The organism is Clostridium sp. D43t1_170807_H7, from assembly GCF_015555905.1.
Taxonomy (GTDB): Bacteria; Bacillota; Clostridia; order Clostridiales; family Clostridiaceae; genus Clostridium.
Genome location: NZ_JADNLK010000010.1, coordinates 86,705 through 110,106 on the forward strand (window position 1 = coordinate 86,705; position 23,402 = coordinate 110,106).

Genomic DNA, 23,402 nt, shown 5'->3' on the forward strand with positions numbered 1-23,402 from the left:
AATAGCAACAATCTTCAAAATTAATCCCCCCATTCATTTTCTGTTACATAAATAATTTTAAACATGCTGTTTTATTTAAAATAAAAACACCACTCCTTACTATACATATTATGCAAGTAACTGCTAAGTGGTGATTATTTTTAAAAAATTTTTTTATTTTTTTATTTTAATCTTTTGAATATACTACCAAAATACTACCATTAGAAATTTCTAAACTAATTTCATCAGTTATAAATTCATTAGATACAGTTCTAGAATCTCCAATTTTTAAAGTATATTTATCTAAGTTATATTTAGCACCTTTTATGCTAAACTCCTCTACTATACTATCATACGCTAAAAAAGATACATACTTATATTTATTATCTCTTTTTATACTGGTATTTTTATTAATTAAAAACATTTTATTTCTATCATCAACTATTTCTGATAATATTCCTAAATTTAAAGCTTTTAATAATAGACCCAAGTTACCTAAGGTATGATCAAATCTTTGTCCTGTAGCACCTAAAAAAATAATTTTTTTTACTCCTTTAGAGCTTGCTAATTCAAAAGCCTCTTCAGAATCAGTAAAATTTTTCTCACATTGATACTGATATTTAACTACACCTTGTTTAACTATTTCATCTATTATATCTAAATTTGAAGAATCAAAGTCTCCTACAATATAATGAGGCTTTACTTTAGCTTCAAAAAGATAATTACATCCTTTATCTACCCCAATTATTAGCTCACACTGATCTGAATAATACTTAATAATTTCATCTTTAGGTTTAACGCCTCCAGCTACTATTAAACAATTCATCTCTACCCTCTTAAAGCTTTAATATTTTCTTCTATATTTCCATCTCCAAAAACAGCAGATCCTGCTACTATAACATTAGCACCAGCTTCAATAACATCTTTAACATTATTTTTATCTACTCCACCATCAACTTGAATTAAAATATTAGGATTATTAGCCTTTATTGACATTTCCTTAACTTCTTTAATCTTATCTAATGAATATGGTATAAATTTCTGCCCACCAAATCCTGGATTAACAGACATTATTAAAACCATATCTAAATCTGCAATTATATCCTTTAAAACCATTGTTGGTGTAGCTGGATTTAATGCAACTGCGGCCTTAACTCCCTTTGACTTAATATATTGTATAGCTCTATCTAAATGTCTTTCTGACTCATAATGTAAAGTTATTATATCTGCCCCTGCTGCTATAAACTCATCAATATATCTTTGAGGATTATTTATCATTAAGTGTACATCAAAGACTTTATCTGTTTTTCCTCTTATAGCTTTTATTACAGGCATACCAAATGTAATATTAGGTACAAATTCTCCATCCATAACATCTATATGAATAAAATCTGCTCCTGCATTGTGTAGCTTTACTACTTCCTCTCCTAATTTTGAAAAATCTGCTGATAATATAGATGGTGCTATTTTGACCATTAATACTTCCTCCCATTAATTATATCTTCTAATGTTCTTATATAAAATTCATATCTATAATTATTAATTTTACCTTTTTCAACTGCATTTTTCACAGCACAACTAGGTTCTTTATAATGTAAGCAACCTCTAAATTTACATTGATTATTATATTCTTCAAATTCAGGGAAGCAATATTTTAAATCATCTTTTTCTATAAAAGTTACTTCTAATGTTGAAAACCCTGGCGTGTCAACTATGTATCCATCTTCTACATCAATAAGTTCACTATGTCTAGTGGTATGTTTACCTCTTCCTATTTTATCAGAAACTTCACCTGTTTCCATATGATATTTTTCTGTTAGTGTATTAATCAGTGTTGATTTTCCTGCTCCTGATGGTCCACATAAAACTGTTACATTACCATCTAATTTTTCTTTTAATGATTCTACACCTAAACCTTTTTTAGCATTAATAAATAAAACTTCATATCCGATGGCATTTATTTTACTTTTGACAAATTCTTTTTCCTCATCCGATACTAAATCAACCTTATTTAAACAAACTATTGCTTTAATATTATTGTGCTCACATAATACTAAAAATCTATTTAATAGATCATAATTAATATCTGGATTCTTTATAGCAAAAACAACAAATGCTTGTGTTACATTAGCTACTGTAGGCCTAATAAGTTCAGACGTTCTTTCATGAATATCACAAATAACTCCTTTACCATTATCTGTTAATATTTCTACATCATCTCCAACAAGAGGTTTCATATCTTTATGTCTAAATTTCCCCCTTGCTTTACATTCTATTAATCCATCAGTAGTTTTTACATAATAAAATCCACCAATTCCTTTAATTATTTTTCCTTTCATAGTACCTCCAAACTTTTTACTCTTCCTATTTATAATAAACACTATTTCAAAATAAATGCAATATTTTCTTTTAGAAACTTAAAAAAAATAAGATTGCCTAAAATTAAGCAATCTTATTTTTTTAGTTATTTGATCTATCAGTTCCTGAATCTACATCAGCATTTGTATTTGTAGCTTCTCCATCTTCTGGACTTGTAGTTGTTGTATCATCTTCACTTGGCTCCGCTGGTTCTGTTGGTTCTGTTGGTTCAGTAGTTTTAGATTTTTCAACAGTAATTTTAACAGTTTCACCTTTTTTTATTTTATTTGTAAATCCTTTTACAGTATATGGGCTCATATCATCTATAGAAGCTGCACCTGATATAGAATATGATATTCCTGCTGAATTTAAAGAATTAACCGCATCTACTAATGACATACCAACGCTTAAATATTGAGTAACATCTATATTACTAGGTGCTGTATACTTTCCATAAGTTAAAGTAATTTTTGCACCAGCAGAAATTTTAGTACCACTTTCAAGAGATTGACTTAATACAACTCCATTTTCAGATTCTCTATCCGTTTGTTGCTCTTGAAGTATAACTGTCAATCCTAACTCTTCTAACTTGCTCTTTGCTGCATCTACATTTTGTCCTAGATAATTAGATACTGATACAAATTTTTCTTCTGGTCCCTTACTTATAGTAAGCTCAATTGTTGTTCCCTTTGGAACTTGTGTATCCCTTTCTGGATACTGACTTATTAGATATCCTGATTTAATATTTTCACTATATTGGTAAGTAATATTCCACTCTAAACCTTTTTGAGTTAATAAGTCCTGTATATAATTTATTTCATAATCTCTTAAGTCAGGAACCTTTACTTTAGATACACCACTAGAAACTTTTACTTCTATAATGTCACCTTTTTTAGCTTCTGTATTTGATACTGGATTCATTTCTAATATAGTATTTTCTTCTTTATCACTTTCAATAGTTTCTGAAACTTTAATTTTTAATCCTACTTTTTCTAACTCTTTAGTAGCATTATCTAATGTCATACCAACTATATTAGGAACAGTTACAGTCTTACTGCTACTACTTCCTCCAGTTAATAATCCTGAACCAAATGCCATTCCACCTAATAATGCAATTGCAATAACTACAGCTCCAACAATTATCACAGCTTTATTATTACGCTTACTTTTCTTTGAATTGTTCTTTGATTCAAAGAAATCTTCTTCATCTTCTTCATCATAATCATTTTCAAAATCTGATTTTGAATATGAAGGTTTATTAGGTGTCATATTTACATCTTTGTTTACAATATTTTCAGTTCTAATTGGTTCCATCACTATTGTTCTACCATCATCATAATTAACTCTAGTACCAATAGCTGCATTTGGATTTTCTTTTATCTTTTGTAAATCATTTATTAATTCTCTACAATTTTGATATCTATTTATACTTTCTTTGCTTATAGACTTCATTATTAAATTATTTAGACTATCTGGTATAGAAGCATTATGTTTCTTAGGCTCAACTGGTTCTGACTGTATATGCTTTAAAGCAATCGTAACCGGTGATTCACCATCAAAAGGAAGTATCCCTGTTACCATTTCATATAAAACTATGCCTAAAGAATAAATATCTGATCTTAAATCAATAAATGTACCTTTAGCTTGCTCTGGTGATAGATAATGTGCTGATCCCATTATTGTTGTTGTATTAGTTATAGTAGCTGATGTTGAACTTTTAGCTATTCCAAAATCAGTAACCTTTACTAATCCACTTTCAGTCACTAATATATTCTGTGGTTTTACATCCCTATGAATAATATTATTTTTATGTGCACACTCTAAAGCTTTTGCTATTTGAATTGCTATACTAATAGCAACTGTATAATTTAACTTTCCATTTTCAACTATTAATTCTTTCAATGTTTTACCATTAACATATTCCATGACAAAATAGTCTATATTTCCTTCTTCTTCATGTCCAACATCTAATACATTAACTATGTTTGCATCTGAAAAATTGGCTACAGCTGTTGCTTCTTTTTTAAATTTATCTGAAATATCTTTATTATTGGCAAATTCCTTTTTTAAAATTTTCACAGCAACTAGTCTACTTAACTTATTATCTCTAGCTTTGTAGACTATAGCCATTCCACCTTCTCCTATTTTTTCCATCAGTTCATATCTATTACCTAATACTTCACCGATCATATCTACACCTCTCCTCCAAATAGCAAGACCGTAATATTATCTCTTCCCCCTCGATTCTTTGCTAATAAAACTAACTTGTCACAGGCAGTATTGTAGTCATTAATATCATTTATTTCCCTTAACATTTCTTCTTTTAAAACTTCATTAGATAATCCATCTGTACATAACAAATATTTATCATAAGTATTTATATCAATTTTAAATATATCAACTTTAACTACATTATTCGTTCCTAATGCTCTAGTAATAATATTTTTCTTTGGATGATTTCTTCCTTCTTCTTCAGTTATACTTCCCGAATCTATCAATTCTTGAACTAAAGAATGATCTTTTGTAATTTTAATAATATCATTACCAATAATACCAAAGCAACTGCTATCACCAACATTAGCAACAATAACATTGTCTTCATATACCAATGCAGCAACTAAAGTAGTTCCCATACCTTTGTACTCAGAACCGCATCTTGCTTTATCGTATATTTTTTCATTTGCAAAAAGTATGGCATTTTCAAGTACATTGCTACCATCTCTTTTATAATTATCTTTTACATATAATTTAACAGCATTTACAGCCATTTCGCTAGCTACTTCTCCAGCATTATGACCTCCCATACCATCAGCTACAACATATAACTTATAGTCCTCTTCTTCAATATAGGCAGCATAATCTTCATTTAAACTTCTAACTACACCTACATCGCTTCTTATACCCACCATTTTTTCTTCTCCCCTTTATTTTTGAGTGTCTAGATAACTTCTTCTTAATTGCCCACAAGCAGCATTAATATCTGTACCCATCTCTCTTCTGACTGTAACTTCAATTCCTTGTGATTTTAATATCTCTTCAAAAGCTTCTATAGTCTTTTTTGACGGCCTTTTTAATTCATTTTCTTTAATTTCATTAACTGGAATTAAATTAACATGACAACTCATGTTTTTTAATAATTTTGCTAAAGATTTAGCATCTTCTTTTCCATCATTAACTCCAGATACTAAAGAATATTCATATGTAATTCTACGCCCTGTTTTATTCATATAATATCTACAAGCTTCTAATATATCATTAATACTATATTTATTAGCTATAGGCATTATTGTTTTTCTTTTTTCATCACTAAATGCATGTAATGAAATTGCTAATGTAATACTAAAATTTAAATCTGCTAATTCTATTATTTTAGGTACTATTCCACATGTAGATAATGTTATATGTCTTTGCCCTATATTTAATCCATACTCAGCATTGGCTAAATTTAAAAACTTAACTACATTACCATAGTTATCTAAAGGTTCGCCACTTCCCATTAAAACAACATTTGAAATTCTTTCTCCTAAGAATTTTTGTGCTACCATTATTTCAGAAAGTATTTCACCAGCACTTAAATCCCTTATTCTACCTCCGATTGTAGAGGCGCAAAATTTGCACCCCATCCTACAACCTACTTGAGTAGATACACAAATTGAATTTCCGTGTTTATATTTCATAAGAACACATTCGATTAAATTATTATCTTTCATTGATAATAACATCTTCTTAGTATCATCTACATTAGATTCATATACTTCTACAATTTTAGGAATTTCAATAGCAAAGTTTTCTTTTAGTTTTTCTTTTAAACTTCCAGGTATATTCTTCATTTCATCAAAGTTCCATACCTCTTTGTAAATCCAAGAAAAAACTTGTTTTGCTCTAAAAGCACTTTCACCATTCTCCTTCATCCAATTTTGTAATTCTTCTAATGTAAAATCTAAAATATTATACATTTGTTCACCTACTACTTTTTAGAAATCTTAGCAATATAGAATCCATCCATATATTCATTTGGTAATATTGTTAAAGAACCATCATTGTTATAAATGAAGTTATCCATATTTCCTAAGAATATCTTTTCTACTTTTGCATCTTTATGTTTATTTAAGAACCATTCAACATTATCTTGGTTTTCTTCAGTATTTAATGTACAAGTTGAATAAATCATAGTACCACCATTTTTTAAATATGCCCAAGCATTTTCCATTATTTCTCTTTGAGTTGGCACTAAATCCTTAAGTGACTTTCTTGATTTATTCCACTTAATTTCTGGTTTCTTTCTTATTATACCAAGACCTGAGCAAGGTACATCTATTAATACTTTATCAGCATATGCTACATACTTAGGATCTAACTTTGTTGCATCCATAGCTTCTACTTCTACATTATTTAATCCTAATCTTTCTAAGTTTTCATTGATTAAAGATAACTTATTTTCATGTAAGTCAAAAGAATGTACTTTTCCTTCATCTTCTAATAATTCTGCTATGTGAGTTGTTTTTCCTCCTGGTGCAGCACAAAGGTCTAAAGCAATATCTCCAGCTTTTAAGTCTAAAAGAGGTGATACAAGCATTGCACTTTCATCTTGAACAGTGATTAATCCTTCTCTAAATAACTCATTATTTTCGATAGAACTTCCACCTTTAATTATTATAGCTTCTGGACAAGCATATCCTTCTTCTATATCATATCCCATTTCTTCTAATCTTTCATATACTTCATCATAATCAGCTTTACTTGTATTAACTCTAACTGTTACTTTTGGTGTTGCATTTAGTCCTGCTAAAATCTTTCTTCCGTTCTCTTCTCCATATTGTTTATATATCATTCTTATAAACCATGGCTCGTAAGAATATTGATATACTAATCTATCAATTTTATCTTTTACATCCATATCATCTGGATTCTTAGTGTAACTTCTTAATATTCCATTAACTAATTTTGAATCTTGAACTGAAATTTGTTTTGCTAATTCAACTGCCTCATTACAAGCTGCAAACTCTGGAACCTTATCTAAAAAGTGCATTTGATATATAGCCATTCTTAATATATTTAATACTCTTTCATCCATTAAAGATATATCTTTAATGTAATTAGAAATTATCATATCTAATGTCTTCTTTCTTCTTATTGTTCCATAAACAAGTTCTGTTACTAAAGCTCTATCCTTGTCATTTAAATCAGCTTCATTTAATTCATTAGATAAAACTAAGTTAGAATATGCTCCTTCAATTAGTACTCTGTTAATTATGTTTAATGCTACTTCTCTACTATTCATATGTTACCTCTTAATCATTATTTCTATTGCTAATTGCAATTAGTCTTATTAATTGTGAAATTGACATTAATGCAGCTGCTACATATGTCATTGCTGCTGCACTTAATACATTTTTTGCTCCATTAACTTCATTACCATATAATATATTTCTACTTTCTAATATTTTCAACGCTCTTCTCGATGCATTAAATTCAACTGGTAATGTAATTATTTGATAAAATACAGCTACAGTAAAAAATATAATTCCAATGTTTATTAAAACTGGGATACTAAAAAGTAACCCAATCATAAATATAAAAATTGATGCTTGACTGCTAAAATTAACTGCAGTAGCCATAGATGTTCTTAATACTAATGGCTTATATTGCTCTTGATGTTGTATTGCATGCCCTACCTCATGTGCTGCTATTCCTGCTGCTGCAATACTAGATCCATGGAAAATATCAGTTGATAATCTAACAACTCTACTTCTAGGATCGTAATGATCTGTTAACTCTCCTCTAGTTTCAACTACAGGTACATCATAAAGCCCCGCTGAATCAAGTATCATTCTTGCAACATTTTCTCCTGTATATCCATTCATAGTTCTTACAGTTCTATATTTCTTATAAGTGCTACTAACTTTTGACTGAGCCCAAAAAGCAATTATTATTGCTGGTAGTAACAAAAGCATAGTTCTGTCAAAATAAAATCCTGGATAAAACATAAGATATCTCCTTTCATATTATACTAATTTATAATCTATCTCAATATCTTTTCCGTTTATATACTGTTCTATTGTTAATGGCTTGCCATTTGGGAATTGAATCTTTTTAACTAGTAAAACTCCTTCTGAGCAACTAACCTTCATTCCATTTTTATTAACTGACATTATTGTTCCTGGTTCTTTATTACTACTTTCGCTTAAAACTTCAGATTCATATATCTTCATGTTTTGTCCTTTATATGTAGTATGTGCAATTGGCCATGGATTAAGCCCTCTAATTAAATTGTGAATTTCTCTTGCACTTTTATCCCAAACTATTTTACCAGTATCTTTTGAAAGCATCTTTGCATAGCAAGTTTCACCTTCTTGTTTTTCTGGTTTTATTGTACCATTTACTAATCCTTCAATTGTTTCTATTAAAAGATTTCCACCTCTGCTAGTTAGAATATCATGTAATTCTCCTGCAGTCATATTTTCCGTTATTTCTACTTCATCTTTTAAAAGCATATCTCCAGTATCTAAGCCTACATCCATAAGCATAGTAGTATTACCTGATTTCTTTTCTCCGTTAATTATTACCCAGTTAAGTGGAGCTGCTCCCCTATACATTGGAAGTAATGATGCATGTAAGTTTATGCACCCATACTTAGGTATATCTAAAACCTCTTTAGTTAATATTTGCCCAAAAGCAACTACTATTATAAAATCTGGGTTAAGTTCCTTCAAATATTCTACTGCTTCCCTATCCTCTTTTAACTTTTCTGGTTGTAAAACTTTAATATCATGTTTAACAGCTACTTCTTTCACTGGTGAAAAGGCTAATTTCTTTCCTCTTCCCTTAGGTCTATCAGGCTGTGTAAAAACAGCCTCTACACCATATTTTTCAATTAAAGCTTCTAAAGACGGAACAGCAAAATCAGGAGTTCCCATAAATACTATTTTCATTAAAATTCCTCCTATTTTACGTGATCTACGTATAATATACCATCTAAGTGGTCATTTTCATGTAATATAGCTCTTGCTAATAATCCTTCTCCCTCTAAAATAAATTCTTCACCTTTTTCATTTAAAGCCTTAACTTTTACGTAATTTGGTCTTTCAACTTCACTGAACTCTCCTGGTACACTTAAGCAACCTTCTTCACCACATTGAGTTCCACTAGTTTCTAAAATTTCTGGATTAATAAATACCATTGTTCCATTTTCATCATCAATGTCTACAACAAATATTCTCTTAAGTATTCCAACTTGTGGCGCAGCTAATCCAACACCATTTGCTTCAAACATAGTATCTACCATATCATTAATAAGAGTTATTTCTCTTTTAGTTATCTCAGTAACCTCTTTACACTTCTTTCTTAAAACATCGTCTCCCATAGTTCTAATAGTTCTAATTGCCATTTTATTTCCTCCTAGAATAAATTATTTGGATTTATATCCATACTTATTCGTATATCATTATATACGTTCTTGTTCTCATCATAAAGTAATTCTTTAATTTTTTTAGCAAATTCTGATTCAAATTCACCTTTTATCACAATTTGCCATCTATAATTTTCTTTAACCTTAGCCACTAAACACGGGATTGGTCCTAAAATATCAACATCTATTTCTTTTTCTACTAATGGTTTTATCACATTAGATATTTTATGCATAAAGTTCTTTAATAAATCCTCTTTTTTTGATATACCATTTATTAATAATATCTTACCAAAAGGCGGATATTTCATTAATGCCCTAACTGTAAATTCCTTCTCATAAAATCCTTCATAATCATAATTAACAGCATATTCTAAACTATAATGTTCTGGTGTATATGTTTGTATTATTACTTCTCCTTGTTTTTCTCCTCTTCCTGCTCTTCCTGCAACTTGAGTAATTATCTGAAAAGTTCTTTCAGCAGCTCTATAGTCTGGTATATTTATAGACATATCTGCTGCTAATACACCTACAAGAGTAACATTCTTAAAATCAAGACCCTTTGAAATCATTTGAGTACCTATAAGAATATCAGCCTTTCCATCTTTAAATGTATTATAGATATTTTCATAAGCATCTTTACTCCTTGTAGTATCTACATCCATTCTTAAAACTCTAGCATCTTTAAAATATTTTTTTACCTCTTCTTCAACTCTTTGAGTTCCCGCTCCAAAAAACTTAACATATTTACTATCACATTTTGGACACTTTTGAGGAGCCCTTTTTGTTTTCCCACAATAATGACAAACAAGAAGACCACTTCTATGATATGTCATAGAAATATCACATTCCTCACACTTAAATACATATCCACAACTTCTGCATGATACAAAAGTAGAAAAACCTCTTCTATTTAAGAATAATATTATCTGTTCCTTCTTAGAAAGTTTCTCTTGCATCTCTTTAAATAACTCTCTACTAAATAAAGATATATTTCCGCTCCTTAACTCATTCCTCATATCAACAACTTTCATAGGCGGCATATCTTTACCATCAACTCTTGAATTTAGTTCTAATAAATCCAACTCACCTATTAAAGCTCTATAGTAGGTTTCTATAGTTGGGGTAGCTGATCCTAACACTACCTTACACCCCTTTTGCTCACTTAAAAACTCTGCAACTTCTTTAGTTTGATATTTAGGATTTTGATCTGATTTATATGTATTTTCATGTTCCTCATCAATAATAATAAGCCCTAGGTTTTTTACAGGTAAAAAAATAGCACTTCTTGCTCCTACTACAAGTTTAGCTTTTCCAGCCTTTACTCTAAACCATTCATCAAATCTTTCACCATCAGATAACTTACTGTGAAACAAGGCAACATTTCTTCCGAATCTCCCCTTAAATCTCTCAATCATTTGAGGTGTTAATGATATTTCTGGAACTAGAACAATGGCAGATTGATTTTTCTCTAAAGCTTCTTCAACCATTCTCATATATACTTCTGTCTTACCTGAGCCAGTAACACCTTTAAGTAAAAATAAATTATTACTAGAATTATTATATTCATCAAGAACCTGCTTTTGCTCTAATGTTAATTCTTTTTCATAATCTATATTGTAAGTTCTATTATTATACCTAAAAACAGTTTCTTCTTCTACTACTAATAACCCTTTTTCTATTAATTTATTTAATTTATATTGAGATATTGAATTAGCATTAATAAGCTCACTCTTTGTATATTTACCTGAATTTTCTTTTAAAAAGTTAATAATTTCTACATATCCTTCTGGTTTTTGTATACAACTTAAATCATCACTTTTAAATACTATTACCTTTTTGCTCTTACTTTTAGCACCTTTCATAATTCCAACAGGAATAAGCAATCTAAATGCATCAATGTATTTACATAAATATTTTTCTCTTAAGAAATCAATAAGCTTAATATCATCTCCATCAATAACAGGCTCATCAGTTATTATGCTAGAAATTTTCTTAACTCTAAAGCTTATGTCAACCTCATTTTCTTGTTTTATTGCAAGCACAAATCCTTCTGATGTTTTATTTCCCATCCCAAAAGGAACTTTTACTATTTGCCCTACCTGAACCTTTTCTTCAAGCTCTACTGGAATCTTATATGTAAAAGGTCTATCAATTTCTAATGCCTCTGAATTCAATATTATTTCAGCATATAAATTCAATTTATCACCCTCACTCTACCTTAATTGCTATACATAAACTTCACAATTAAATTTAAACTCATAAGAGTTCATTGAATAATTAGATTTACATAAGATTATTGTATATAAAGAAAAGCGCAATTAGCGCTTTTCTAAAATCATGTCAAATATATTACTTGCAACTTCTTTTTTACTCATTTTTTCTAGTTCTAACTTTTCATCATTTTTTGAAAGAATAACTACTTTATTATCTTCACTACCAAAACCAGTATCAGAAGCTGTAATATCATTTGCAACTATAAAATCCAAATTCTTGTTTTTTAGTTTTTTCTCTGCATTCTTTAAAACATCATTGCTTTCTGCTGCAAAGCCAACTAAAACCTGGTGAGTTTTCATATCTCCTAAAGATTTTAATATATCATTATCTCTAGTTAAGCAAAGATTTAAATCACCCTCACCCTTTTTGATCTTTTCTTTGCTATATTCTTTAGGCTTATAATCAGCAACTGCTGCTGATTTAATAACTATATCTGCCCATTCAAAATATTCTAAAATTTCATTTTTCATTTCTTCATTAGTTTTTATGTTTATTATTTTTACGTCTTTTGGTGGATTTAAATTTGTAGGTCCTGAAACTAAAACAACTTCTGCACCTCTATCTCTAGCCTCTTCAGCTATAGCATAGCCCATTTTTCCAGTTGATCTATTAGTTATATATCTTACTGGATCAATTGGAGCAATAGTGGGTCCAGCACTTATTAGAACCTTTTTCCCTTTTAAATCTTGTTCCTTATCATTTAATTCAGCTAATACTCTTTCTACAATAGTATTCACATCTGCAAGTTTTCCAACTCCTACATCTCCACAAGCTAATCTTCCACTAGCAGGTTCAATAAACTCATAACCAAAGTCTTTTAACTTTTTTATATTGTTTTGAACTATTTTATTTTGATACATGTTAGTATTCATAGCTGGTGCAAAGATTACCTTAGCTTTAGATGCTGCCATTATAGTTGTTGATAGCATATCATCTGATATACCATTTGCAACTTTTCCTATTATATTTGCTGTAGCTGGAGCAATTAACATTAAATCAGCTTTTTGAGCTAATGATATATGTTGAATTTCCCAAGCTTTAGGTTCTGCAAACATATCAGTAACAACCATATTCTGACTAATAGATTGGAATGTTAATGGATTTACAAACTTTGATGCACTTTCAGTCATTATAACATGAACTTCTATATCTTTTTTTCTTAAAGCACTAATAACATCAAGTGCTTTATAAACTGCAATTCCTCCAGTAACGCCAATAACAACACATTTACTCATGATTATTTTGATCCTTCATTATTTTTATGATAACTAATTAATCCTTCGTTAACTTCATTAATTGCTATTGTTAATGGTTTCTTTGAAGAATTTGAAGTTAATGGTTCGTTACCATCTATTATTTGTCTTGCTCTTTTTGAAGTCACTATAACTAGTGAATATCTGTCTTCTACCTTTTTTAATAAGTCCACCACTGATGGATTAATCATAGAGTTGTTCATGAATTAAGCCCTCCTTAGAATCTAATATTGTATCTTTTATTCTATCTACTCTACATTTTTCTGCGGCAATTATTCCTTCTATTTTATTAACTGCCGTATCAACTTCATCATTAACTACTGCATAATTATATTTAGAAACATAATTTATTTCTTGATATGCATTTTTAAACCTTGTCATTAATGACTCTTCTGTTTCGCTGCCTCTTTTAATTATTCTTTGTTTTAATTCTTCCATTGATGGAGGTAATATAAATATAAATACCCCTTCGCTGAAGTTTTCTTTAACTTTTAAGGCACCTTGAATGTCTATTTCTAAAATAACATTCTTTCCTTCAGCTAACATTTCTTCTACTTTGAACTTTGGAGTTCCATACATATTTCCGTGTACTTCAGCATACTCTAAGAAATCATTATTTTCTACTCTAGAAATAAAATCTTCTTTCGTTAAGAAGTGATAATTTATACCATCTACTTCTCCAGCTCTTGGACTTCTTGTTGTTGCAGAAACAGAAATAAATAAGTCATCACGCTTTTCTAAAAGCGCCTTGCATATTGTTCCTTTTCCTGCACCTGAAGGACCTGAAATTACAATTAATAGTCCTCTATTATTTTTCATTATTCATCAACCTCATCTACAGTTTCATCTTTAGCTACTAATCTATGTGCAACAGTTTCTGGTTGAACTGCTGATAATATAACATGATCGCTATCAGTAATTATTACAGCTCTTGTTCTTCTTCCATAAGTTGCGTCAATAAGCATACCTCTATCCCTAGCTTCTTGGATTATTCTTTTAATCGGCGCCGATTCTGGACTAACTATTGCAACAAGTCTATTAGCTGAAACTATGTTACCAAAACCAATGTTTATCAATTTTATTCCCATTACTATCCTCCTATTATTCTATATTTTGTACTTGTTCCCTTATCTTCTCAAGTATATTTTTTATATCAATAACTATATTAGTCATTTGGATATCACTAGACTTTGAACCAATAGTATTAGTTTCTCTATTCATTTCTTGAACTATAAAATCAAGTTTTCTACCAACTGGCTCTTTTAAATTTAAAGTTTCTCTAACTTGATTGATATGACTTCTAAGTCTTATTATCTCTTCATCTACTGTTGCCTTGTCTGCTAACATACAAACTTCCATAGCAATTCTACTTTCATCTATATCAACGTTTCCTAATAACTCTTTTACTCTTTCTTCAAGCTTCATTTTAAAAGTTTTTGGGATAGTATCTGCAAATTCTTCAACCTTTAAAACTAATTGTTCTATAACTGAAACTTTAGATAAAATATCTTCTTTTAACTTATCACCTTCAACTTCTCTCATTTCAATCATCATATCTAAAGAATCATTTATAAGTGGTTTAAGTTCTTGCCAAACCGTCTCAATTTTATCTTCTTCTTCAACTACAGTAATTACTTCTGGAAATCTTGCAATTTGCATTACTGAAATATCATTTTTAACACCTAATTTTGCTTCTATCTCCTTAAGGCACTCTAAATATCCTTGAGCTAAATTAATATCAACCTTTGGAATTCCACTGCCATCACTGTAATTCTTTAAATTGATAAATACATCAACTTTTCCTCTATTAAGTGAATTACTTATCATTTTTCTAATTTCTTCTTCTAAAGAAATTAAAGTTTTAGGCATTCTAATATTTACATCTAAATATCTGCTATTTACGCTTTTCATTTCAACAGTAAAAACTCTTTTTTGTCCTTCTTCACTGCTGCTTCTTCCAAAGCTAGTCATGCTCCTTATCATATTATTCTCCTTACCTTCTATGGATTATTAAATCTAATTTATGTTTATATTAAATAAATTTCTTTTACTATATCATAGTTTATAACCTCATTAGATTCTATGTCAATATTTTGTTCACAAATTGTTAACATCTTTTTGTTTTATATATACAAAATATATAAAAAAGGTTGTACAACTGAAACTATGAATACCCTAACCATATTCGTAGTTTCAATTTTGATACAACCTTTTTAGCAAATAAATTTTTATAATAATATTACTTTCAATATAAATACTACTGCCAAAACATACATTACCCAAGAAATTTTTACCTTATCGTCCTTCTTGCTGAACAAATTATATAATAAATTAATTATTACATATGATAATATTCCAAGAGTTAAACCATCACCAATACTATAAGTTAAGGGCATAGCTGCAATAGTTAAAAATGCTGGTACACCTTCTGTTATATTATCAAAATTTATCTCCTTAACTGCTCCAAGCATTAAATAACCAACATAAATTAAGGCCGGAGCTGTTGCACAACTTGGAATAGCTATAAATATTGGTGAAAATAACATAGCTATTAAAAATAAAACTCCAGTAGTTATAGCTGTAAATCCTGTTCTTCCTCCTGCAGCAACTCCTGTTGAACTTTCAACATAAGTAGTAACTGTAGATACTCCTAGTAATGATCCTGATGTAGTTCCTATAGCATCAACTAAAAGTGCTCTTCCTGCATTTGGAACATCCCCCTCATCATCTAGCATTTTAGCCTTAGAACAAACACCTACTAAAGTTCCTACTGTATCAAAGAAATCTACAAATAGGAAAGTAAATACTACAGTAATAAACATTTTAATATTTTCACCACTAAATGCATGTACTAGATCAACTTTTCCTGCAATTTCTCCAATACCTTCAAACTTAAATACTCCAGTAGGTAAATAGATTCCTAAAGATGCAGCTGCATCCTTATCAACTAAAGCAAATCCCCATCCTATAACAGCCGAGATTAATATTCCCCAAAGAATAGATCCTCTTATTCTCTTTTTATCTAAAACAGCTATAATTATAAGGCCTATAACTGTTATTATTACAGTTGGCGTAAATGCCCCTAATGATACCATTGTTGACTCATTTGCAACAACTAGCCCTGAGCTAACCATTCCAATAAATGCTATAAATAGTCCAATACCACCTGTTACTGCTAACTTCATGTTCTTAGGAATGGAATTTACAACAGCTTCTCTAACTTTGAATAGAGATAAAATAATAAATATAATACCTTCAACAAATACAGCAGTTAAAGCAACTTTCCATGAAATCCCCATTTGTCCTACAACCGTATAAGCAAAATATGCATTTAATCCCATTCCCGATGCTAATGCAAATGGCAAATTAGCAAACAGCCCCATAAGTATACATGCAATTGCAGCCGCTAAACAGGTTGCTGTAACTAAGGGTCCAGCTGGCATACCTGTAGCTGATAAAATATTTGGATTAACTGCAATAACATACGCCATGGTCAAAAAGGTAGTTAATCCTGCTAGCATTTCTTTTTTCATATCAACATTTTTGTTAGAAAAGATAGGAATCAACTTTTCTTTTTTACTTAAAGTTTGCATTAAAAAATCCCCCTTCTAATTATATATTTAAGTTTAAGAATAAGATAAAATTAATTAAACTTTATCTATCCTAGATAACTTACAACTAAATAAAAAACTGCAAAGTGTTACCAAGATAACACTTTGCAGTTATTTTAAATATTAAAACTCATAGTCATAATTCTTACGTCGTAATATAAATATATAAATCGACCTATTTATCATTAGAATAGGAGTTATCTTATACATAATTATAAACCATAAATTTCCACAAGTCAATTCTTTCCGTATATTGAACTTATTTTATTATGTAATGTTCGCATTATTAAAATTGCTTTTTAATTTCTTCTTTGCTTATTGTACTATTTATTGCTAATGCTAACTTTATTCTTGCCTTTTGTCCTGGAAGCGTATCTCCAAAAATTACACCTAAATCTTTAAGCATCTTTCCTCCACCTTCATAACCATAAGACTCGTAAACTCTTCCTTCAAAACATCTAGAAACTATAACTACAGGAAGTCCTTTATTTAAGGCTAATTTTATTCCATCTACCATTTTAGGTGGAACATTTCCTCTTCCTAATGCTTCAATAACTATTCCGCCATATCCTTTATCTATTACAAATTCAATAAATGAAGAATCCATATCTGCAACACATTTTATTAATGCAACATCATTTCTTATTTCTTCAACATCGTATTTTTCAGTATTTTTAGTTTCTCTATAAAACATAACTTTATTATTATCAACTATTCCAATAGGTCCAAAATTAGGAGTTCTAAAAGCATTTAGCGCCATTGAATTTGCTTTTATAACTTCTGAAGCAGAATTTAATTCCCCATTAAAACAAACAAGCACTCCTCGTTTCTTTGCATCTTCTGAAATAGCAGTACAAATTGATGCTGCTAAATTTGACGGTCCGTCATATCCTAATTCTGATCCACTTCTCATAGCTCCAGTAATTACAACTGGCTTTTCACTTTTTATAGTTAAATCTAAAAGATATGCAGTTTCTTCTAAAGTATCAGTTCCATGAGTTATTACAACTCCATCAATATCATTTCTATCTAATAACTCTTTAGTAAATTTACTTAACTCTAACATAGTTTTAAAAGTCATATGTGGTGATGGAAGACTTGAAAAGCTATAAGATTCTATCTCTGCAAATTCCTCTATTCCTGTAACCATTGACATTATCTCTTCTCCAGTCAAACTTGGTACAGCAGCCTTTATTCTTTCGTCCACCTTCATTGATATTGTTCCACCATTAAATACTACCGCTATTTTCTTCATTTTCATCCTCCAGTTTTTATATTGTTCATCTACTACCACAATATAACTAAATTGTTCGTTACGTGGAAGCGAAAAAATGAAATATTTCATTTTTTCTTTTTTTCATGTAACTACTTATACATAACACCTTTCAGTTAATGTCTTTTGCTACATGTTATATGACAAGTCGTTAACTAAAAGTATTTTAACCTGGATAAAATAAGATTCTTTAAATTAAAAGATAATTATTCTATCAAAATAATTTATAGCACAGAACATCAACAACTTTATGGGTATTTCTCTTTTAAATTGCAGAGCTAGGCTTTAAAGCTAGTGATAGAGAAAATTTAATGATATAACCGGAAGAAATTATATGACTTAATGGAGGTTATATCATTAATTTTCGGTATCACGGCATTAACGCTTTAGTGAGCAATATTATTCAATAGATTATTGGCAGGTCGACCTTTCCTGCATCTCTGTTTACTGAAATCTTCAGCGCATGAGGAGCCTTTTCTCACCTCAATAATCATTATTATATACAACTACATATTATACATTTTGCCGAAAATTATATCAACCAAATTATTTTCTTCCTTTAATATCAATTAATTTACCACTATAAATTCTGTTTTCTATCTTCTTATCAGTTATTGGGTACATTGTCGTTACATAGATATATTGATGTTCCTCATCTATCTCCACGCCCAAAAGCAAATTAGTATAAACTCTCTTAATAAATTCTACAGCAGTCTGTCCCCCTTCATTTTTATAAATACCAACATAGTCAGGTTCTTCTAATATTTTCTTCATCCACTCAAGAATGCCATCCCTAGTCCTTCTATCTAATTGCCTACCATGCCTCTTTATAATATGCTTTAACACTCCTGGGGATGCATATATTACTCCAGTAAACTCTATACCTAACTCATTGGCTACCTTTTGCCTTAAATATCCTACTCTTTTATAGGTACAAAATCTGCTTTCCATACTATCCCTCTTTACTATAATATATTAAGCATAATACTATCTGCTTAATATATTCTATTCTAATAATAAGAGAGTCTACACTAAAATACAAAAAAAAGTTATATTTTAACTTATTTATAACATAAAAATAATCTACTACTAAAATTTAAAGTTAGCAGTAGATTATATTTATGTTATAGAATTATACAAATTAATCCGCCATTACCTTCATTTATAATCTTTTGAAGAGTCTTTTGTATTTTTACTTGAACATCTTCTGGCATTTTATATAGCTTGTTTTGTAATCCTTCTTTAACTAATACCTCTAAAGATTTACCAAACATATTACTTTGCCATAATGATGCTGGGTCTTTATCAAATTGGTCCATAAGAGCATTAACTAACTCTTCACTTTCCTTTTCAGATCCCATTATTGGACTAATTTCTGTTTTAATATCTGCTTTAATAAAATGTAATGATGGAGCACTAGCCTTAAGTTTAACTCCGAACTTAGTTCCTTGTTTAACTATTTCAGGCTCTTCAAATTTCATTTCACTTAATTGAGGAGCAACAAGACCATATCCAGTTTCCCTAACATCAACTAAAGCATCCTTAATCTTATCATATTCACGTTTTGCAATATTTAAATCTTTTACAAGAGCTATTAAATCACTCTCACTTTCAATTTCAGCATCGCAATTTTCACTAAGTACTTTATAAAAAATAGTTTCACTTGGTTTAAGTAGTATCCTTGCAGTACCTTCACCAAGATTTATTTCACTTAAATCTGATGCGCTTAAATTTTCATTTTCCTTTGCATCGCTAAAGGCTGGTTTTATGTCTCTTATTTTATCTACACTTTGACACATTCCCTTAATAATTTTGAAAAATTCTTTTTTTAACCAATGATTTGGATCTAGGTTTTCAACCCAAAGAGGCATGTCTATATTTATTTCTTTTACAGGGAACTCCTTAAGTACATGCTTAAATAGCTTCTCAATATCCTTTTCTGTCATATTATAAACATCCATAACCTGAACTTCTACATCATACTTTTTCTCTAGTTCATCCTTTAATGCCTCTGTTTCAGGAGAGTTTATGTTTTTGGTATTAAGTACAACTATGAAAGGCTTGTTAATTGCTTTAAGCTCTTCTACTACCCTTTCTTCAGCCTCTAAGTATTCCTCTCTATTTATACCTGTAATACTACCATCAGTAGTTACTAAAAGTCCAACAGTCGAATGATCTGTTATAACTTTTCTTGTCCCAATTTCAGCAGCATCTTCAAATGGTATTTCATATTCATACCATGGAGTATTAACCATCTTAGGCTCTTCATCCTCTAAGTATCCTAAAGCCCCTTTAACTATATACCCCACACAATCTACCATTCTAACCTTTAATTTAATATCTTCATCAATAGTTATTTCTACAGCTTCATTTGGAACAAATTTAGGTTCCGTAGTATGGATAGTTTTCCCTGATCCACTTTGTGGTAATTCATCCTTAGCTCTTTCCTTTTTATAAGCATTATCAATCTTTGGTATAACCATAAGGTCCATAAACTTCTTAATAAATGTAGATTTTCCAGTTCTAACTGGCCCAACAACACCTAAGTATATGTCACCTTGAGTCCTTTCTGCAATATCCTTATATATATTGAAATCGCCCATAAGTACACCCTCCTATTTATTTTTAACACTATATATATATTCCTAAGCCAAAAAAAGTATACTATTTTTTTAAGTTTATTGATTTAAATTAAAATTTTGTTTTTTAGAATCTAGTACTAGAGTTAACTTTCTTCTTAAGTATCTATATAGTTAACAATATGTTGTAGGATAAATATTTATGATGTACTTTTAAATTTTATTTTTACATAACTCAATATTATTTTTATGGCTGCTTTAATCTACTAATAATATTAAGTAAAAATACTATTATAATTAAAAACTGCTAACAAAAAAGGTGAAATTACAAAATTGTAACTTCACCTTTTTACTAATAATTTTCAGCTTTTTTATCTCTTTCTAATAATTCGCTAACCATATTTCTTGCATCTTTACCTTCAAAAAGAACTTTGTAAAGCGCATCTGTTATTGGCATTTCAACACCTAACTTTTCCTTTAAGTTATAAAATGCATGACAAGCCTTTATTCCTTCAACAACCATTCCTACTTCTTCTACAGCTTCTTCCCTAGTTTTTCCGCTTCCTATTAAATATCCAGCTCTTCTATTTCTTGAATGCATGCTAGTACAAGTAACTATTAAGTCCCCCATACCAGTTAGACCTAAAAATGTTTCAATTTTTCCACCAAGCTTAGTACCTATTCTTACTATCTCAGCCATACCTCTTGTCATTAATGCTGCCTTTGTATTATCTCCATAGCCTAAACCATCACATACTCCAGCTGCAAGAGCAATAATATTCTTTACAGCTCCACCAATCTCTACTCCAACTAAATCATCATTAGTATATACTCTAAATGTTTTAGTCATAAATAAATCTTGAATTTCTTCTGCAACTTTCATATTTTTAGATGAAGTCAGTACAGTGGTTGGAATATTAAATGCAACCTCTTCTGCATGACTTGGTCCAGATAATACTACAACAGGATTTCCAATCTCTTCTTCAATAACTTCAACTAAAGTTTTATTGCTACCTTCTTCAATTCCCTTTGCAATGCAAATTACAGGTATAGTTTCATCTATTAATCCTTTAAGACTTCTAGAAGCACTTCTTATTACATGGGATGGAACAGCTAATACTACATAATCACTATCTATAATAGCTTCTTCCAAAGTATTATAAGCCGTAACATTTTTAGGCACATCTAATCCCTTAATAAACTTATCATTTCGTCTATTTACATTAATATCCTCTACAACAGCATCATCTCTATCATATACTGCTACTGTATTTCCTTTGTTTGCTAATAAAATAGCTAAAGAAATCCCGAAACTTCCTCCGCCTAAAAAAGTCACCTTACTCATAATTAACTATCCTTTCTCTCCCTATATTCTATTTGTATACCAGTTCCACTGAAATCAAAATTATCTCTTAATTGATTCTCTAAGTATCTTTCATATGAGAAATGTCTTGCATTTACATCATTAACGAAGAATACAAACTTTGGTGGTTTTGTAGCTACTTGAGTAGCATAGTATATTTTTAATCTCTTTAAAGCTACAACTGGTGGTTCTTTCATTAATATAGCCTTACTAATAACATCATTTAATACACCAGTTCCAACTCTCTTATTATAATTATCATAACACTCTTTAGCAATTTCAAGAACCTTATGAGCTCTTTGACCTGTTAATGCTGATATAAATAAGAACTTAGCATACTTTATAAACTTAAGTTTACTTTGTAAATCTTTCTTATAGTTATCCATTGTCTTATCATCTTTTTCAATAAGATCCCACTTATTAACTATAACCATTATAGCTTTATTTAGTTCATGAGCAAATCCTATAATTTTTTCATCTTGCTCTGTTACACCTTCTGTTGCATCTATCATTAATATACAAACATCAGCTCTTTCAACTGCGGCAAGTGTTCTAATAACTGAATATCTTTCAATTTCTTCTTTAACTTTGCTCTTTCTTCTAAGACCAGCAGTATCAATTAAAGTAAACTTTCCAAATTCGTTTTCAATTTTACTGTCTATAGCATCTCTTGTAGTTCCAGCTATATCAGATACTATTAATCTATCTTCACCTAATAATCTATTTATTAATGATGACTTACCTACATTAGGCTTACCTATCATAGCAATTTTTATATCATCCTCTTCTTCATCTTTGCTTCCTATAGAATCAAAATGAGATACTACCATATCAAGCATATCTCCAAGACCTTTTCCTTGACCTGCTGATACAGCAACTGGGTCACCTATACCTAAGTTATAGAATTCCCAAGCATTTTCTTCGTCCTTTAAGTTATCAATTTTATTAACAACTAATACAACTGGCTTCTTTGATTTTCTAAGCATTGTAGCAACTTCATTATCAGCTGCTGTTAATCCTTCCTTACCATCAACTACAAACATTATAACATCAGCAGTTTCTATAGCAATATTCGCTTGTCTTCTCATTTGCTTAACTATTATATCTTGGTTTTCTGGCTCTATACCACCTGTATCAATCATAGTGAAAACATGATTTAGCCATTCAGCTTCTGCATATACTCTATCTCTTGTTACACCTGGTGTATCTTGAACTATTGAAATTCTTTTTCCTGCTAATTTATTGAATAATGTAGACTTACCTACATTTGGTCTTCCAACTATAGCTACTATTGGTTTTGCCAT

Annotated in this window: 22 protein-coding genes; all 22 read right to left on the reverse strand. The window is 29.8% G+C overall.

Annotation, left to right across the window (positions count from 1 at the left end; all coding sequences use genetic code 11):
* Nucleotides 1–166: 166 nt before the first annotated feature.
* The 22 genes from I2E98_RS08265 to der all read right to left on the reverse strand — a co-directional run bounded on the left by I2E98_RS08265 (nucleotide 167) and on the right by der (nucleotide 23,402).
* The gene (locus tag I2E98_RS08265; RefSeq protein ID WP_195468470.1) at nucleotides 167–805 is read right to left on the reverse strand and encodes a thiamine diphosphokinase; all 639 of its coding nucleotides are present in this window, start codon (nucleotides 803–805) and stop codon (nucleotides 167–169) included.
* A 2-nt stretch (nucleotides 806–807) separates the two neighbouring features.
* Complete coding sequence (gene rpe, locus I2E98_RS08270) at nucleotides 808–1,455, reverse strand: ribulose-phosphate 3-epimerase (RefSeq protein ID WP_195468471.1); 648 nt, start codon at nucleotides 1,453–1,455, stop codon at nucleotides 808–810.
* Nucleotides 1,455–2,318, reverse strand: a complete 864-nt coding sequence (rsgA, locus tag I2E98_RS08275) for a ribosome small subunit-dependent GTPase A (protein WP_195468472.1) — start codon at nucleotides 2,316–2,318, stop codon at nucleotides 1,455–1,457. The genes rpe and rsgA overlap by 1 nt, the downstream gene beginning before the upstream one ends.
* A gap of 121 nt (nucleotides 2,319–2,439) precedes the next feature.
* Complete coding sequence (gene pknB / locus I2E98_RS08280; RefSeq protein WP_195468473.1) at nucleotides 2,440–4,527, reverse strand: Stk1 family PASTA domain-containing Ser/Thr kinase; 2,088 nt, start codon at nucleotides 4,525–4,527, stop codon at nucleotides 2,440–2,442.
* Between the two features lie 2 nt (nucleotides 4,528–4,529).
* The gene (locus tag I2E98_RS08285; protein WP_195468474.1) at nucleotides 4,530–5,246 is read right to left on the reverse strand and encodes a Stp1/IreP family PP2C-type Ser/Thr phosphatase; all 717 of its coding nucleotides are present in this window, start codon (nucleotides 5,244–5,246) and stop codon (nucleotides 4,530–4,532) included.
* Between the two features lie 15 nt (nucleotides 5,247–5,261).
* Nucleotides 5,262–6,293 carry a 23S rRNA (adenine(2503)-C(2))-methyltransferase RlmN gene (gene rlmN, locus I2E98_RS08290; RefSeq protein ID WP_195468475.1) on the reverse strand — a complete coding sequence of 344 codons (1,032 nt, stop codon included), beginning with the start codon at nucleotides 6,291–6,293 and terminating at the stop codon, nucleotides 5,262–5,264.
* Nucleotides 6,294–6,304: 11 nt separating this feature from the next.
* Complete coding sequence (rsmB, locus tag I2E98_RS08295) at nucleotides 6,305–7,618, reverse strand: 16S rRNA (cytosine(967)-C(5))-methyltransferase RsmB (RefSeq protein ID WP_195468476.1); 1,314 nt, start codon at nucleotides 7,616–7,618, stop codon at nucleotides 6,305–6,307.
* 10 nt (nucleotides 7,619–7,628) lie between these two features.
* Complete coding sequence (locus I2E98_RS08300; protein WP_195468477.1) at nucleotides 7,629–8,324, reverse strand: zinc metallopeptidase; 696 nt, start codon at nucleotides 8,322–8,324, stop codon at nucleotides 7,629–7,631.
* Between the two features lie 18 nt (nucleotides 8,325–8,342).
* On the reverse strand, nucleotides 8,343–9,269 hold the full coding sequence (fmt, locus tag I2E98_RS08305) for a methionyl-tRNA formyltransferase (RefSeq protein ID WP_195468478.1): 927 nt from the start codon (nucleotides 9,267–9,269) through the stop codon (nucleotides 8,343–8,345).
* Nucleotides 9,270–9,280: 11 nt separating this feature from the next.
* Nucleotides 9,281–9,724 (reverse strand): peptide deformylase, encoded by a 444-nt coding sequence (gene def, locus I2E98_RS08310; protein WP_195468479.1) that lies wholly within the window; start codon nucleotides 9,722–9,724, stop codon nucleotides 9,281–9,283.
* Nucleotides 9,725–9,735: 11 nt separating this feature from the next.
* The gene (gene priA, locus I2E98_RS08315) at nucleotides 9,736–11,943 is read right to left on the reverse strand and encodes a primosomal protein N' (RefSeq protein WP_195468480.1); all 2,208 of its coding nucleotides are present in this window, start codon (nucleotides 11,941–11,943) and stop codon (nucleotides 9,736–9,738) included.
* Between the two features lie 120 nt (nucleotides 11,944–12,063).
* Nucleotides 12,064–13,254: a bifunctional phosphopantothenoylcysteine decarboxylase/phosphopantothenate--cysteine ligase CoaBC gene (coaBC, locus tag I2E98_RS08320; RefSeq protein ID WP_195468481.1), complete on the reverse strand. Its 1,191-nt coding sequence runs from the start codon at nucleotides 13,252–13,254 to the stop codon at nucleotides 12,064–12,066.
* A gap of 2 nt (nucleotides 13,255–13,256) precedes the next feature.
* Entirely contained in the window at nucleotides 13,257–13,475 is a 219-nt protein-coding gene (gene rpoZ / locus I2E98_RS08325; protein ID WP_195468482.1) for a DNA-directed RNA polymerase subunit omega, read from the reverse strand.
* Nucleotides 13,456–14,091 carry a guanylate kinase gene (gene gmk, locus I2E98_RS08330; RefSeq protein WP_195468483.1) on the reverse strand — a complete coding sequence of 212 codons (636 nt, stop codon included), beginning with the start codon at nucleotides 14,089–14,091 and terminating at the stop codon, nucleotides 13,456–13,458. The genes rpoZ and gmk overlap by 20 nt, the downstream gene beginning before the upstream one ends.
* Entirely contained in the window at nucleotides 14,091–14,360 is a 270-nt protein-coding gene (locus I2E98_RS08335) for a DUF370 domain-containing protein (RefSeq protein ID WP_005213529.1), read from the reverse strand. The genes gmk and I2E98_RS08335 overlap by 1 nt, the downstream gene beginning before the upstream one ends.
* A 13-nt stretch (nucleotides 14,361–14,373) precedes the next feature.
* A complete protein-coding gene (locus tag I2E98_RS08340; RefSeq protein WP_195468484.1) occupies nucleotides 14,374–15,255 on the reverse strand; it encodes a YicC/YloC family endoribonuclease in 882 nt (293 codons plus the stop codon).
* 245 nt (nucleotides 15,256–15,500) lie between these two features.
* Entirely contained in the window at nucleotides 15,501–16,865 is a 1,365-nt protein-coding gene (locus tag I2E98_RS08345; RefSeq protein WP_195468485.1) for an NCS2 family permease, read from the reverse strand.
* Between the two features lie 304 nt (nucleotides 16,866–17,169).
* Entirely contained in the window at nucleotides 17,170–18,138 is a 969-nt protein-coding gene (locus tag I2E98_RS08350; RefSeq protein WP_195468486.1) for an asparaginase, read from the reverse strand.
* 564 nt (nucleotides 18,139–18,702) lie between these two features.
* Nucleotides 18,703–19,107, reverse strand: coding sequence for a PBECR2 nuclease fold domain-containing protein (locus I2E98_RS08355; RefSeq protein ID WP_195468487.1), 405 nt, complete (start codon nucleotides 19,105–19,107; stop codon nucleotides 18,703–18,705).
* Between the two features lie 173 nt (nucleotides 19,108–19,280).
* Nucleotides 19,281–20,759 (reverse strand): stage IV sporulation protein A, encoded by a 1,479-nt coding sequence (gene spoIVA, locus I2E98_RS08360; RefSeq protein WP_195468488.1) that lies wholly within the window; start codon nucleotides 20,757–20,759, stop codon nucleotides 19,281–19,283.
* A 328-nt stretch (nucleotides 20,760–21,087) separates the two neighbouring features.
* Nucleotides 21,088–22,080 (reverse strand): NAD(P)H-dependent glycerol-3-phosphate dehydrogenase, encoded by a 993-nt coding sequence (locus I2E98_RS08365; protein WP_195468489.1) that lies wholly within the window; start codon nucleotides 22,078–22,080, stop codon nucleotides 21,088–21,090.
* A 2-nt stretch (nucleotides 22,081–22,082) separates the two neighbouring features.
* The gene (gene der, locus I2E98_RS08370) at nucleotides 22,083–23,402 is read right to left on the reverse strand and encodes a ribosome biogenesis GTPase Der (protein WP_195468490.1); all 1,320 of its coding nucleotides are present in this window, start codon (nucleotides 23,400–23,402) and stop codon (nucleotides 22,083–22,085) included.

Excerpts from the sequence above, each read along its gene's own strand:
- I2E98_RS08265 (WP_195468470.1), bottom strand. The coding sequence starts at position 805 with ATGAATTGTTTAATAGTAGCTGGAGGCGTTAAACCTAAAGATGAAATT.
- rpe (WP_195468471.1), bottom strand. The coding sequence starts at position 1,455 with ATGGTCAAAATAGCACCATCTATATTATCAGCAGATTTTTCAAAATTA.
- rsgA (WP_195468472.1), bottom strand. The coding sequence starts at position 2,318 with ATGAAAGGAAAAATAATTAAAGGAATTGGTGGATTTTATTATGTAAAA.
- pknB (WP_195468473.1), bottom strand. The coding sequence starts at position 4,527 with ATGATCGGTGAAGTATTAGGTAATAGATATGAACTGATGGAAAAAATA.
- I2E98_RS08285 (WP_195468474.1), bottom strand. The coding sequence starts at position 5,246 with ATGGTGGGTATAAGAAGCGATGTAGGTGTAGTTAGAAGTTTAAATGAA.
- rlmN (WP_195468475.1), bottom strand. The coding sequence starts at position 6,293 with ATGTATAATATTTTAGATTTTACATTAGAAGAATTACAAAATTGGATG.
- rsmB (WP_195468476.1), bottom strand. The coding sequence starts at position 7,618 with ATGAATAGTAGAGAAGTAGCATTAAACATAATTAACAGAGTACTAATT.
- I2E98_RS08300 (WP_195468477.1), bottom strand. The coding sequence starts at position 8,324 with ATGTTTTATCCAGGATTTTATTTTGACAGAACTATGCTTTTGTTACTA.
- fmt (WP_195468478.1), bottom strand. The coding sequence starts at position 9,269 with ATGAAAATAGTATTTATGGGAACTCCTGATTTTGCTGTTCCGTCTTTA.
- def (WP_195468479.1), bottom strand. The coding sequence starts at position 9,724 with ATGGCAATTAGAACTATTAGAACTATGGGAGACGATGTTTTAAGAAAG.
- coaBC (WP_195468481.1), bottom strand. The coding sequence starts at position 13,254 with ATGAGTAAATGTGTTGTTATTGGCGTTACTGGAGGAATTGCAGTTTAT.
- rpoZ (WP_195468482.1), bottom strand. The coding sequence starts at position 13,475 with ATGAACAACTCTATGATTAATCCATCAGTGGTGGACTTATTAAAAAAG.
- gmk (WP_195468483.1), bottom strand. The coding sequence starts at position 14,091 with ATGAAAAATAATAGAGGACTATTAATTGTAATTTCAGGTCCTTCAGGT.
- I2E98_RS08335 (WP_005213529.1), bottom strand. The coding sequence starts at position 14,360 with ATGGGAATAAAATTGATAAACATTGGTTTTGGTAACATAGTTTCAGCT.
- I2E98_RS08340 (WP_195468484.1), bottom strand. The coding sequence starts at position 15,255 with ATGATAAGGAGCATGACTAGCTTTGGAAGAAGCAGCAGTGAAGAAGGA.
- I2E98_RS08345 (WP_195468485.1), bottom strand. The coding sequence starts at position 16,865 with ATGCAAACTTTAAGTAAAAAAGAAAAGTTGATTCCTATCTTTTCTAAC.
- I2E98_RS08350 (WP_195468486.1), bottom strand. The coding sequence starts at position 18,138 with ATGAAGAAAATAGCGGTAGTATTTAATGGTGGAACAATATCAATGAAG.
- I2E98_RS08355 (WP_195468487.1), bottom strand. The coding sequence starts at position 19,107 with ATGGAAAGCAGATTTTGTACCTATAAAAGAGTAGGATATTTAAGGCAA.
- spoIVA (WP_195468488.1), bottom strand. The coding sequence starts at position 20,759 with ATGGGCGATTTCAATATATATAAGGATATTGCAGAAAGGACTCAAGGT.
- I2E98_RS08365 (WP_195468489.1), bottom strand. The coding sequence starts at position 22,080 with ATGAGTAAGGTGACTTTTTTAGGCGGAGGAAGTTTCGGGATTTCTTTA.
- der (WP_195468490.1), bottom strand. The coding sequence starts at position 23,402 with ATGGCAAAACCAATAGTAGCTATAGTTGGAAGACCAAATGTAGGTAAG.